This window comes from Xenophilus sp. (assembly GCF_044462705.1).
Lineage (GTDB): Bacteria > Pseudomonadota > Gammaproteobacteria > Burkholderiales > Burkholderiaceae_C > Xenophilus > Xenophilus azovorans.
Genome location: NZ_JBIQNC010000156.1, coordinates 1 through 11,942, shown reverse-complemented (window position 1 = coordinate 11,942; position 11,942 = coordinate 1). Strand labels below are relative to the sequence as shown.

Below are 11,942 nucleotides of genomic sequence, written 5' to 3'. Positions count from 1 at the left end.
GCGGGCAATCGAGCGCCTGGGCATAGTCCAGCGCCTTGGCCACCGCGTCGCGGAAGCCGGCTTCGCGGCCCGGCAGGCAGGCCAGGCCGCGCTCGCCGGCCGCCCAGTCGCCGGGCGGGGTGTTGAACAGCACCTGTTGCAGGCCGTGATCGCGCAGCCGCGCGGCGAGGTCGGCCGGCGCGAAGTCGTAGGGAAAGAGGTACTCCACGGCCTCGAAGCCGTCGGCTGCGGCGGCGGCGAAGCGCTCGAGGAAGGGCAGCTCCGTGTAGAGCATCGAGAGGTTGGCGGCGAAGCGGGGCATGGCGGCGACTCTACCGCCGCGGGCGCCGCGCCTGGGTGAAGGCGTTGCGCGGCGCGGGTGCGGCAGCGGCCCGCCGCGCCTCGCGCTCGCGCAGCCAGGCGATGTGCGAGACGAGCCTGCGGCGCAAGGCGCGGCGAGTCGCGATCTCGGCATCCACCTCGGCGATGCGCTCGCGCATCAGCGCCTCCATGTCGGCCACCGTGAGCCGGCCCGAGCGGTAGCGCGGCAGCACCTCGGCGATGCGCGCGAGGGTGAAGCCCAGGTCGCGGCTCATGGCGATGAAGATGGCCTCGCGCTCCGTGCCTTCGGCGAACTCGCGGTAGCCCGAGTCCAGGCGCCGCGCCTTGAGCAGCCCCTGCGCCTCGTAGCGGCGCAGGCGGTTGGCAGAGACGCCGCTGCGGCGGGCCAGCTCGGAAATCCTCATGGCGGCAAGCCTAGCAACCCTGGCGCGGTGCGAAGGTTCGCAGACTGCATTCCTGTTCTTTCCCATCAGGAGGCTTTCGATGAACGATGCCTGCGAACGCGTGCGCCAGGCGGTGCTGGCGATGCCCATGGCCGCCACCCTCCACTTGCAGTTCGACCACCTCGCGCCCGGCGAGACGGTGCTGCGCATGCCGGTGCTCGATGCCTTCTGCTTCCGCCCCGGCCAGTTGCAGGCCACCGCGGTCTACGCCATCGCCGACTTCGCCGCCGTGTCGGCGGCCGGCACGCTGCTGCCGCCCGGCTGGGTCAACGCCACCATCGACGGCACGCTCAAGCTGCTGGCGCCGGCGGCCGGCACGCACCTGCGCGCACGGGGCCGGGTGGTCGATGCGGGGCGGGTGCTGAGCGTGTGCGCAGCCGAGGTCCATGCCGTCGACGGCGCGAAGCAGACGCTGTGCGCCACGCTGCTGGCCACGGCGCGCAACCTGCCGCCGCGCTGAGGGGGCTCAGCCGAGCGCGAACTTCGCGGCCCGCACGATGTGCGCCGCGTCCACGCCGAAGAAGCCGCGCAGCGCCGCGCGCGTGTCGCTGCGGCCGAAGCCGTCGGTGCCCAGCGTGAAGTAGCGCCGCCCCGCCGGCACGAAGGCGCGCACGCTCTCGGGCACGGCGCGCACGTAGTCGGTGGCGGCGATGACCGGACCCTCGCTGCCGGCCAGCTGCCGCGCGACGAAGGGCGTGCCGGGCTCGGCCTCGCCGGCCAGCGCGCGCGCCTCGCAAGCCTGGCCGTCGCGCGCCAGCTCGCTCCAGCTCGTGACGCTGAAGACGGCCGCCTCGATGCCCTCCAGCGCGAGCTGCTGCGCAGCCTTCACCACCTCGGTGAGGATCGCGCCCGAGCCCAGCAGCGCGACCTTGCGCCTGGCCGGCGGCGCGCCTTCGGGGCGCTGCCAGCCCTCGTAGCGCCAGCAGCCGCGCAGGATGTCCGCATGCGCCGCCTCGGGCACGTCGGGCTGCGCGTAGTTCTCGTTCATCAGCGTGACGTAGTGGAAGACGTCCTTCTGCTCGACCAGCATCTCGCGCATGCCGGCGTCGAGGATCACGGCCATCTCGCCGGCGAAGGCCGGGTCCCACGCCCTGCAGTTGGGGATGGTGGCCGCCGCCAGGTGGCTGCTGCCGTCCTGGTGCTGCAAACCTTCGCCGCCCAGCGTGGTGCGGCCCGAGGTGGCGCCCAGCAGGAAGCCGCGCGCACGCTGGTCGGCCGCGGCCCAGATGGCGTCGCCCACGCGCTGGAAGCCGAACATCGAGTAGTAGATGTAGAAGGGCAGCATCGCCAGCCCGTGCACGCTGTAGCTGGTGGCCGCGGCCGTCCAGCTCGCGATGGCGCCGGCCTCGCTGATGCCCTCCTCCAGGATCTGGCCGTCCAGCGCCTCGCGGTAGCTGAGCACCGAGCCGATGTCCTCCGGCGCGTAGCGCTGGCCGACGCTGGAGTAGATGCCGACCTGCTTGAAGAGATTCGCCATGCCGAAGGTGCGCGCCTCGTCGGCCACGATGGGCACCACGCGCGGGCCGAGCGCCTTGTCCTTGAGCAGGCCGCCGAGCAGGCGCACGAAGGCCATCGTCGTGCTCATCTCCTTGCCGGCGGCCTCGGTGGCGAACTTCGCGTAGCTGGCCGGCGGCGGCACGGGCACCACGTCGCAGGCCGTCTCGCGCCGCGGCAGCGCGCCGCCCAGCGCGGCGCGGCGCTCGCGCAGGTAGCGCATCTCGGGGCTGTCCTCGGCCGGCCTGTAGAAGGCCAGCGAGGTCGCCTGCGCGTCGGTGAGCGGCAGGTTGAAGCGGTTGCGAAACTCGATCAGGTCGTCGCCCTCCAGCTTCTTCTGCGAGTGCGTGGTCATGCGGCCCTGCCCCGCCGCGCCCATGCCGTAGCCCTTCTTGGTGTGGGCCAGGATCACGGTCGGCCGGCCGCGGTGCGCCGCGGCGGCGGCGTAGGCGGCGTGGATCTTCACCAGGTCGTGCCCGCCGCGCTTGAGGCGGTCGATCTGCTCGTCGGTCATGCCCTGCGCCAGGCGCTGCAGTTCGGGGCTCTGGCCGAAGAAGTGGTCGCGGTTGAAGCGCCCGTCCTTGGCGGCGAAGGTCTGCATCTGGCCGTCCACCGTGTCGGCGAAGGCGCGCAGCAGGGCACCTTGTACGTCGCGGGCGAACAGGCCGTCCCAGTCGCTGCCCCAGACCAGCTTGATCACGTTCCACCCAGCGCCGGCGAAGAGCTTCTCCAGCTCGTCGATGATGCGGCCGTTGCCGCGCACCGGGCCGTCGAGGCGCTGCAGGTTGCAGTTGACCACCCACACCAGGTTGTCGAGCTTCTCACGCGCGGCGAGCGTGAGGGCGCTCATCGATTCCGGTTCGTCCATCTCGCCGTCGCCGAACACGCCCCACACCTTGCGGCCTTCGCAGTCGAGCAGGTTGCGGTGCGTGAGGTAGCGCATGAAGCGCGCGTGGTAGATGCTGCTGATCGGCCCGATGCCCATGGAGCCGGTCGGGAACTGCCAGAAGTCCGGCATCAGCCACGGGTGCGGGTAGCTGGACAGGCCGCGCGCGCCGTGCGCCGGCGCGGTGATCTCCTGGCGGTAGTGGGCCAGGTCGGTTTCGGTGAGGCGCCCTTCGAGGAAAGCGCGGGCATACACGCCGGGCGAGCTGTGCGGCTGGAAGAACACGAGGTCGCCCAGATGTTGCCCCCCACGCTCCCCCACTTCGTGTGGGTCGCTGCCCCCCCGAGGGGGGCGCTCGCCGCTTGGGGCGGCCCGGCGCGGCTCGGCCGCGCGCGCATGGAAGAAGTGGTTGAAGCCGACCTCGAACAGGTCCGCCGCGCTGGCGTAGCTGGCGATGTGGCCGCCCAGCTCGCCATACGCCTGGTTGGCGCGCACCACCATCGCCAGTGCGTTCCAGCGCATCAGCGAAGCCAGGCGCTCCTCGACGGCCAGGTCGCCCGGGAAGACCGGCTGCTGGTCCACGCCGATGGTGTTGGCGTACGGCGTGGCCAGCTCGGGCTGCCAGCCGATGCGCCCGGCGCGGGCCAGGCGGGCCAACTCGTCCAGCATCCAGCGCGCGCGCTGCGGGCCCTGCGCCTCGACCAGCGCCAGGAAGGCCTCCCGCCATTCGGCCGTCTCGGCCGGGTCGGGGTCGGCGGGCAGGGCATCGTGGGACAGCAGGGCGTTCATCTGGTCGGCGGGAAGCGGGGCATTCATGCCCCGCACTCTAGGCCGGTGGCCGCGGAATGAGGTATCGAAATGCGCGGCACCGCCCTGCTGCGGCGGCATAAACTGCCGCACCAACATCATTCGACGGCACATCATGGAACTGGACGCCATCGACCTGCGCATCCTCGACGAGCTGCAGCGCGACGGCGCGCTGACCAACGTGGCGCTGGCGCGCCGGGTGCACCTCTCGCCCTCGCCCTGCCTGGCGCGGGTGAAGGCGCTGGAGGCCGCGGGCGTGATCGCGCGCTACGTGGCGCTGTGCAGCGCGCCGGCGCTCGGGCTGGGGCTGAACGTGTTCATCTCGATCAGCCTGCGGGCGCAGTCGAAGGAAGCGCTCGCGGCGTTCGAGCACCGCATCGCCGAGCACGAGGAGGTGATGGAGTGCTACCTGATGACCGGCGACAGCGACTACCTGATCCGCGTCGCCGTGGCCGACATGGCGGCGCTGGAGAAGTTCATCCTCGAGCAGCTCACGCCGATCCCCGGCATCGAGAAGATCCGCTCCAGCTTCGCGCTCAAGCAGGTGCGCTACAAGACGGCGCTGCCGCTGCCGCGCTGAGCACGGCGGCACCGGCCGGACGCCCGCGCTGTTCCAGCCATTGCAGCAGGCCGTCCAGCGCCGGGCACAGCTGCTGCCCCCAGGGGGTGAGCCGGTAATCCACCACCGGCGGGCGCTCGGCCTGCACGGTGCGCTCGATCAGGCCGTCCTCCTCCAGCTGGCGCAGCTGCTGGGCCAGCATCTTCTGCGAGATGCCGGCGATGCTGCGCTGCAGGTCGGAGAAGCGCCGCACCTGCCCGCCGAACAGGTGGAACAGGATCAGCAGCTTCCAGCGCCCCCGCAGCAGCCGATGGCAGACCTCCACGTCGATGGCCGCCGCCAGGGGCGTGTAGGCCTTGCGGCGCGGGGCCGCCGCGGCGCTTACCTTCTGGTGCGTACTTCCCATCGGCCGAGCGTAATCCGAGCATGCGGGCATCACAACGACGCGACCCGATCCCATGCCTGCCGTGCCCATGCCCGACGCCCTGACCCGCTATCTCGCCTGGCGCGCCCTGGACGACGCGGCCGGCGCCGCGGCCTGCTTCCACCCCGGGGCCCGGGTGCACGACGAGGGGCGCGTGCACCAGGGCCTGCCGGCCATCCAGGCCTGGAAGGCGGACGCCGAGGCCCGCACGGCCTATCGCCTCGTGCCCCTCGGCCTGGCGCGCGAGGGCGGCGTGTACCGGCTGCTGGCCCACGTGACAGGCACCTTTCCGGGCGGGCAGGCGGACCTGATGCACGAGTTCGAGGTCGAGGAAGGACGCATCGCCTCGCTGCGCATCCGGCTGCCGGTGGCGCTCGAAGGGCGCCGGGCGCTGGTCACGGGCGGCACGCGGGGCATCGGCGCCGCCGTGGCCGCGCGGCTGCGCGAGGCCGGCGCCACGGTGATGGTGGCGGCGCGCAGCGCGCCCGCCGGCATCGACGGCGACGCCTTCGTGGCGGCGGATCTGGGCCGCGCCGACGGCTGCGCCGACGTGGCCCGCGCCGTCGAATCGCGCCTGGGCGGCATGGACATCCTGGTGCACGTCGCCGGCGGCTCGGCGGCCCCGGCCGGCGGCTTCGCGGCGCTGGACGACGCGCAGTGGCACGACGCGCTGGACCTCAACCTCCTGGCCGCCGTGCGGCTGGACCGCGCGCTGCTGCCCGGCATGCTGGCGCGCGGCGTGGGCGTGGTGGTCCACGTGACGTCGATCCAGCGGATGCTGCCGCTGCCCGAGTCGACCACCGCCTATGCCGCGGCGAAGGCCGCCCTGTCCACCTACAGCAAGAGCCTGTCGAAGGAGGCGGGGCCGCGGGGCGTGCGCGTGGTGCGCGTGGCGCCCGGCTGGGTGGAGACCGAGGCCGCCACCGCGCTGCTCGAGCGCCTGGCCGGCGAGCAGGGCGGCGACATCGAGTCGGCCCGCCAGGGGCTGATGCGCTCGCTCGGCGGCATCCCCCTCGGCCGGCCGGCGCGGCCGCGGGAGGTGGCGGAACTGGTCGCCTTCCTCGCATCGCCGCAGGCGGCCGGCATCACCGGCACCGAGTACGTGATCGACGGCGGCACGGTGCCGGTGGCATGAACGCGGCAGGCCGGCGGGCGCGCGCCGCGTGCGGATCTCAACCGTTGCGGAAGATGTAGCTGTAGGCGCTCAGGGCCGGTGCGCCGCCCAGATGCGCGTACAGCACGCGCGATCCGGCAGGGAATTCGCCGCGGCGCACTTTCTCGATCATGCCCTGCATGGATTTGCCTTCGTACACGGGGTCGGTCAGCATGCCCTCGGTGCGCGCGCACAGGCGGATGGCCTCGAGCGTGCCCTCGCTGGGCAGCCCGTACTCGGGGCCGCCGAAGCGGGTGTCGAGCACGATGTCCTCGTCGGTGATGTCGCGCCCCAGCTCCACCAGCCCGGCCGTATGCCTGGCGATGCGCAGGATCTGGTCGAAGGTCTGCTGCGGCTTGGCCGAGGCGTCGATGCCGATCACGCGGTCGGCCCGGCCGTCGGCCGCGAAGCCGACCACCATGCCGGCCTGCGTGCTGCCGGTGACGGAGCAGACCACGATGTAGTCGAAGCGGAAACCCAGTTCCTTCTCCTGCTGCCGCACCTCTTCGGCGAAGCCGACGAAGCCCAGACCGCCCTTCGGGTGCTCCGAGCAGCCGGCCGGGATCGGGAAGGGCCGGCCGCCGGCGCTGCGCACGCTCTCCATGGCCTCTTCCCAGCTCCTGCGGATGCCGATGTCGAAGCCCGCCGCATCGAGCCGCACGTCCGCGCCCAGGATGCGCGACAGCTCGATGTTGCCCACGCGGTCGTACACGGCGTCGGCGTAGTTGACCCAGTTCTCCTGCACCAGCACGCACTTCATGCCCAGGTGCGCGGCCACGGCGGCCACCTGGCGCGTCTGGTTCGACTGCACGCCGCCGATGGACACCAGCGTGTCGTAGCCGCCCTCGATGGCATCGGGGATCAGGTACTCGAGCTTGCGGGTCTTGTTACCGCCGAAGGCCAGGCCGCTGTTGCAGTCCTCCCGCTTGGCATAGAGCTGCACGTCGCCGCCCAGATGGGCGGACAGGCGCCGCAGCGGGTGGATCGGCGTGGGGCCGAAGGTGAGCGCATGGCGGGGAAACTTGCGGAGGTTCATGGCGGCGATCTCGCGTGGCGGCAGGCCGGGATGGCCTTGCCCTGGGCGAAATCGTAGGAAGGAGCGCGGTTCACAGGGTTGCAAAATTGGGCTCCATGGCGAAACTGAAGCCCCTCTTTCGGGCGGCATTCAATCAACCGAACCCATGAAATCCGGCAACCGCGCAACAAAATTGCAAGCTCCGACGGAGCTCGACCGCACGGACCGCGCCATCCTGCGCCAACTGCAGCGCGATGCCTCGATCTCGAACGTCGCGCTGGCGGCGAAGGTGCACCTCAGCCCGCCGGCCTGCCTGCGGCGGGTGGAGCGCCTGAAGGCGCAGGGCCTGGTGCGCGGCATCGTCGCGCTGCTGGAGCCGCGCGCGCTGGGCTGCGGCACGCTGGTGATGATCGGCGTGGTGCTCGACCGCTCCACGCCCGAGTCCTTCGCGGCCTTCGAGAAGGCGGCCCAGAAGGTCTCCGGCTGCCTCGAATGCCACGTGGTGACCGGCGAGTTCGACTACTTCATGCTGCTGCGCACGCGCGACGCCGAGAGCTACAACCGGCTGCACGCCGAACAGCTGCTGTACCTGCCGGGGGTGCGGCAGGTGCGCACCTTCATGGTGTTGAAGCAGGTGCTGTCGAGCACGCAGCTGCCCATCTGACGCAATGGGCGCCGCTGCCCCGGCGGATGGGCCGGGCAGCGGCGCCGCCGTTCACAGCCCGATCAGGCCGCCGTCGTCCTTGGTGATGACCAGCGTGGCCGAGCGCGGGCGCGCGGTGCCGCCCTCGGGCCAGTGGCTGCCGAACTTCGACGGGTCGCCGATGTCCGCCACCGGCGTGGTCTCGCCCGGGTGCTGGATGTTGACGAACAGCGCGCGGCCGTCGCCGGACTCGGCGATGCCGGTCAGCTCGCAGTCGGCCGGGCCGACCAGGAAGCGGCGCAGCCCCGCGTCGCCCGGCGCCTGGCCGACGAAGGTGTCCTGCTGCGCCGTGGTGGCGCCGTCCACGTTGGTGATCGTGCGCGGGCCGCCGTCGCCGACGCTGCCGGGCAGCGCGGCCAGCAGCATGCAGTTGGTCACGTCGGTGTAGGCGCCGTCGTCGGTCTCCAGCCACAGCAGGCCGGGGCTGGCGTGGCTGAACCACATGCCGTCGGGGCTGGAGAAGTCGTTGTCGTCGGACAGCTGCGAGACGTTGACGTCCGCCGGCGCGGTGGCGCGGGCGCCGAAGAGGTACACGTCCCAGGCGAAGGTGGTGGCCGCCGGGTCGCCGCCGTCGTCCGCGAAGCGGATGATGTGGCCGTTGGGGTTGCCCTTCTGCGCCGTCTGCGCGCTGCCCTTCGGGTCGTTGTAGAAGCGCGGGTTCGCCGCGTCGGTGGCGGTGATGGGGCGCGACGAGGCATTGGTGTTCGTCAGCGTGAGGTACACGTCGCCGTTCTTCGGGTTGACCGCCGTCCACTCGGGGCGGTCCATCTTGGTGGCGCCGGCCGCGTCGGCCGCCAGGCGTGCGTTGACGACCACGTCGGCCGCGTCGGCGAAGGCGTAGGCGGCGTTGCTGCCGGTGATGCCGTTGACGCCCAGCGCCAGCTCCAACCACACGCCGGTGCCGTCGGCGTCGAAGCGCGCGACGTAGAGCCTGCCCTCGTCCATGTACTTGTCGCCGGCCGCGGTGCCCTTGCCGATGTCGGCCGGGTCCCAGGCCTTGGCCGACACGAACTTGTAGACGTACTCGTTGCGCGAATCGTCGCCCATGTACCAGACCAGCGGCTTGCCTTCAACGACGGGGCCGAGGCAGGCACCCTCGTGGCCGAAGCGGCCCAGCGCGGTGCGCTTCTTCGGCGTGCTGGCGGGATCGAACGGGTCGATCTCGACCACCCAGCCGTAGGTGTTGTGGCCGTTGCGGTAGTCGTCCGTGGCGGCGGCGCCCAGGGCCTGCGTGTTCCAGCGGCCGTAGAGGCCGTCGGCGGTGTCGGGCGTGACGGTGGCCCACAGCTCGCGCCCGTTGCCGGCCACGCCGTAGCGCGCGAAGGAGGCGGTCTCCTTCGCGGTGCGGCCGGTGTCGTCGGCGGCGATGCGGCGGAAGTAGCCGGCCCAGTTCTCCTCGCAGGTGAGGTAGGTGCCCCAGGGCGTGGTGCCGTTGGCGCAGTTGTTGACGGTGCCGCGGGTCTTGCTGCCGTCGGGCGAGAACTTCGTCTTCAGCGCGTCGGACTTCGCCGCCGGGCCGGAGAATTCCATCTCGGTCAGCGTGTGGACGCGGCGGTTGAAGGCGGAGTCCTGCTTGTAGCTCCACGCGCCGGCGCCGTCCTTGCCGACCTCGATCACGCTCACGCCGTGCAGGTAGAACTCGCGCTGCACCTCGCCGGCCACGGTGCGCACCTGCGCCGCGCCGCTGCCGCTGGTGGTCTGGCCGGCCGGGTGCAGGAACAGCGGCGTGATGGCCTCGTGGTTCATCACCAGCAGGCCGCGGTCGGCGGCCGTGGGGTTCCACGCGCCGCCGGCCAGGCCGAAGAAGGTCATGCCGTCGTGGTGGTCGCCGGCGCGGCGGTCATAGGTGGCGGGGTCGTCGCTGCCGTCGTTGGCGTAGGCCGGCACGCCGGCGGCGATGGGGTCGCCCAGGCGGTACAGCACGGTGGCGGTGTAGCCGGCGGGCACGCTCACCACGTCGGCCAGGCTCTTGGCGACGGGGTTGAACTTCAGCTCCAGCGGGGCCGCCGGTGCCGGGGCGGGGGCCGGCGAAGGTGCGGGCGCCGGCGCGGGGCTGGGGGCCGGCGCGGGCAGGATCGGGAAGCCACCGCCACCGCCGCCTCCGCCGCAGGCGGCCAACAGCGCGCTGCCGCCGCCGGCCAGGCCGAAGCCCAGCATGCGGCGCCGGCTCAGGCGCGCGGCGATCAGGTCGGCCAGCGGCGGGCTGGCGGGGTTGTCGGTGGGGTTGTGGCCGATGTCATCGGGGTCGATGGCGGGGGTGCCGAGGCTTCGTGGGGCCGTCATGGTTTTTGCCTTCCGTCAGGGCTGGTCAGAACAGCCCGGGACGGTAGGCAGCCCGCATGACACGGGCACGAAACACGAATGTCAGTTGCGTGACACCGCGGTGCCCGACGGGTCCAGCCCGCGCGGCCACAGCGCCCACAGCCGCAGCGGCTGCTTCATGCGCGCGGCGAAGCGGCCCGCCTCGGCGCCGGTGCCGGCGAAGAAGTCGGCCCGCACCGCGCCGACGATGGCACTGCCGGTGTCCTGCGCGACCACCAGGCGCTGCAGCTGCGCGGTGGGCCCGGCCGACCACAGCCACAGCGGCGTGCCATAGGGGATGGCGTCGCGGTCCACCGCCACCGAGCGGCCGGCCGTCAGCGGCACGCCCTGGGCGCCGCGCGGGCCGAAGGCGGCGTCCACCTCGCCCAGCGGCTCCTCGCGGAAGAAGGTGTAGCGCGGGTTGCTCCACAGCATCTGCGGCACGCGCTGCGGGTTCTGGACGGCCCAGGCCTTCACGTCCTCGGGCCAGCGGCCGATGGGCGAGACGCCCTGCCCCGCCAGCCACGCCTGCACGCTGCGATAGGGCTGCTCGTTGGTGCCGGCGAAGGCCAGCCGCACGATGCGCTGGCGGCCGTCGGGCTCGGTGATGCGCAGGCGCCCCGAACCCTGGATGTGCAGCATCAGCGCGTCGACCGGGTCGGCCAGCCAGGCGATCTCGCGCCCGCGCAGGGCGGCCTGGGCCTGCGGGTCGGTGTCGATCTGCTGGCGCGTGTACCAGGCGCGGCCGCGCCCGGCGCCCGGCGGCAGGCCGTACAGGGGCACGGCGTGCGTCGCGCTCGGCTGGCGCGTGGCGTCGAAGACGGGCTCGTAGTAGCTGGTGAGCAGGCCTTCGCTCTGCCCGCCCGGCGCCTCGACACGATAGGGCTGCAGCCGCTCCATGAGGAAGGCGCGCTGCTCCTCGGGGCTGGCGATGGCCAGCCGGCGCACCTCGCCGCACAGCGGCGCGAAGGCGGCGTTGGGCCGCTGGCAGTTGGCCAGCAACGCGACCCAGCCCTCGCTGGTGGTGTCCTCGTGGAAGCCGGGCAGCTCGGCCCAGGCCACCGGCACCCAGCGCGTCTTCGGATGGGTCAGCGGGCCGGTGAGCGGCGGCAGCGGGGCGGGGGCGGTGTCGATGGGACGCGGCTCGGGCACACGCGGCGGCTTCGAGGGCCCCAGGGCGCAGCCGGCCAGCATTGCTACGATCGCCAGCGCCGGCGCCAGGCGCGCCGCAAATGCAGATCTCATGCTCCTGATTTTGCTCGAAGCCCTCGCGGCCCTGGCCGTGCTCGTCCTCATCGTCTGGTGGACCATGTTCCACGGCCGCCGGCGCGGCGAACTGCCGGGGCGCGAGGACGACGAGACGCCGCGCTGAACGCCTGCCCGCCGCGCCTGTCGGACGGCGGCGCGTGCCCGCGTGAGGCAGCGGCGCAAGGACGCCCGGCGGGCCGCCGCGCGGCGCACCCTGTGCTACGGTGATTTACGTCACGTTCGGTCCGGAACTCACAGTTCGATACCACCGCCGCCACATGCCGGCGCGAATGCGGGCCGACACTGCGCCTCCTGTCGCCGCTGCGTCCACCGCGCCGGCGGCATCCATCCCGCAAGCAAAGGAGCACACCACCATGCATCACAAGATCGTTCTGAGCACTGCCGCCCTCGCCGTCGCGCTGACCGGCTGCGCGGGCATGTCCGACACGCAGCGCAACGTGGGCGTCGGCGCCGGCGCCGGCGCGCTGGGCGGGGCCGCCATCGGCGCGGCCGCCGGCAACAGCCGCACGGCCGCGGCCGGCGCGGCCATCGGCGCCGGCGTGGGCGCGCTGGGCGGCTACCTGTGGT

At 72.7% G+C, this 11,942-nt stretch carries 12 protein-coding genes and 1 pseudogene; 6 read left to right on the top strand and 7 right to left on the bottom strand.

The annotated features are described in order from the left end of the window. Together ACIY1X_RS19585 and ACIY1X_RS19580 are read right to left on the bottom strand one after the other, a co-directional pair. On the bottom strand, positions 1-301 hold a 301-nt coding region (locus tag ACIY1X_RS19585), incomplete at its 3' end, for a TIM barrel protein (protein WP_399683731.1). A 10-nt stretch (positions 302-311) separates the two neighbouring features. Next, positions 312-725 carry a MerR family DNA-binding transcriptional regulator gene (locus ACIY1X_RS19580; RefSeq protein ID WP_399683728.1) on the bottom strand — a complete coding sequence of 138 codons (414 nt, stop codon included), beginning with the start codon at positions 723-725 and terminating at the stop codon, positions 312-314. 79 nt (positions 726-804) lie between these two features. Here ACIY1X_RS19580 and ACIY1X_RS19575 point away from each other — a divergent pair, with 79 nt between their 5' ends. Next, positions 805-1,224: a PaaI family thioesterase gene (locus ACIY1X_RS19575; protein WP_399683726.1), complete on the top strand. Its 420-nt coding sequence runs from the start codon at positions 805-807 to the stop codon at positions 1,222-1,224. Between the two features lie 6 nt (positions 1,225-1,230). Here the strand turns inward: ACIY1X_RS19575 and aceE are convergent, their stop codons facing one another. Then, positions 1,231-3,960, bottom strand: coding sequence for a pyruvate dehydrogenase (acetyl-transferring), homodimeric type (gene aceE / locus ACIY1X_RS19570; RefSeq protein ID WP_399683724.1), 2,730 nt, complete (start codon positions 3,958-3,960; stop codon positions 1,231-1,233). A gap of 106 nt (positions 3,961-4,066) precedes the next feature. On the opposite strand from aceE, the gene ACIY1X_RS19565 reads away from it, so the two are divergent. Next, positions 4,067-4,531, top strand: a complete 465-nt coding sequence (locus ACIY1X_RS19565) for an Lrp/AsnC family transcriptional regulator (protein ID WP_399683722.1) — start codon at positions 4,067-4,069, stop codon at positions 4,529-4,531. Here ACIY1X_RS19565 and ACIY1X_RS19560 read toward each other — a convergent pair. After that, positions 4,488-4,916, bottom strand: coding sequence for a winged helix-turn-helix transcriptional regulator (locus ACIY1X_RS19560; RefSeq protein ID WP_399683720.1), 429 nt, complete (start codon positions 4,914-4,916; stop codon positions 4,488-4,490). The genes ACIY1X_RS19565 and ACIY1X_RS19560 overlap by 44 nt on opposite strands. Positions 4,917-5,289: 373 nt before the next feature. Here ACIY1X_RS19560 and ACIY1X_RS19555 point away from each other — a divergent pair, with 373 nt between their 5' ends. Then, a complete protein-coding gene (locus ACIY1X_RS19555; RefSeq protein ID WP_399683733.1) occupies positions 5,290-6,069 on the top strand; it encodes an SDR family oxidoreductase in 780 nt (259 codons plus the stop codon). A gap of 37 nt (positions 6,070-6,106) precedes the next feature. On the opposite strand, the gene ACIY1X_RS19550 is transcribed toward ACIY1X_RS19555, so the two are convergent. Continuing rightward, positions 6,107-7,123, bottom strand: coding sequence for a 1-aminocyclopropane-1-carboxylate deaminase (locus ACIY1X_RS19550; protein ID WP_399683718.1), 1,017 nt, complete (start codon positions 7,121-7,123; stop codon positions 6,107-6,109). A gap of 145 nt (positions 7,124-7,268) precedes the next feature. Between ACIY1X_RS19550 and ACIY1X_RS19545 the strand changes: the two genes are divergently transcribed. Next, entirely contained in the window at positions 7,269-7,766 is a 498-nt protein-coding gene (locus ACIY1X_RS19545) for an Lrp/AsnC family transcriptional regulator (protein ID WP_399683715.1), read from the top strand. Between the two features lie 51 nt (positions 7,767-7,817). On the opposite strand, the gene ACIY1X_RS19540 is transcribed toward ACIY1X_RS19545, so the two are convergent. After that, positions 7,818-10,088, bottom strand: coding sequence for a PhoX family protein (locus ACIY1X_RS19540; RefSeq protein ID WP_399683713.1), 2,271 nt, complete (start codon positions 10,086-10,088; stop codon positions 7,818-7,820). An 81-nt stretch (positions 10,089-10,169) separates the two neighbouring features. Next, positions 10,170-11,351, bottom strand: a complete 1,182-nt coding sequence (locus ACIY1X_RS19535; RefSeq protein WP_399683710.1) for a murein transglycosylase A — start codon at positions 11,349-11,351, stop codon at positions 10,170-10,172. Here ACIY1X_RS19535 and ACIY1X_RS19530 point away from each other — a divergent pair. Together ACIY1X_RS19530 and ACIY1X_RS19525 are read left to right on the top strand one after the other, a co-directional pair. After that, positions 11,350-11,478 carry a hypothetical protein gene (locus tag ACIY1X_RS19530; protein WP_281173389.1) on the top strand — a complete coding sequence of 43 codons (129 nt, stop codon included), beginning with the start codon at positions 11,350-11,352 and terminating at the stop codon, positions 11,476-11,478. The two genes, ACIY1X_RS19535 and ACIY1X_RS19530, sit on opposite strands and share 2 nt — an antisense overlap. 250 nt (positions 11,479-11,728) lie before the next feature. Beyond that, a pseudogene (locus ACIY1X_RS19525) lies at positions 11,729-11,942 on the top strand (hypothetical protein); the annotation flags it as partial.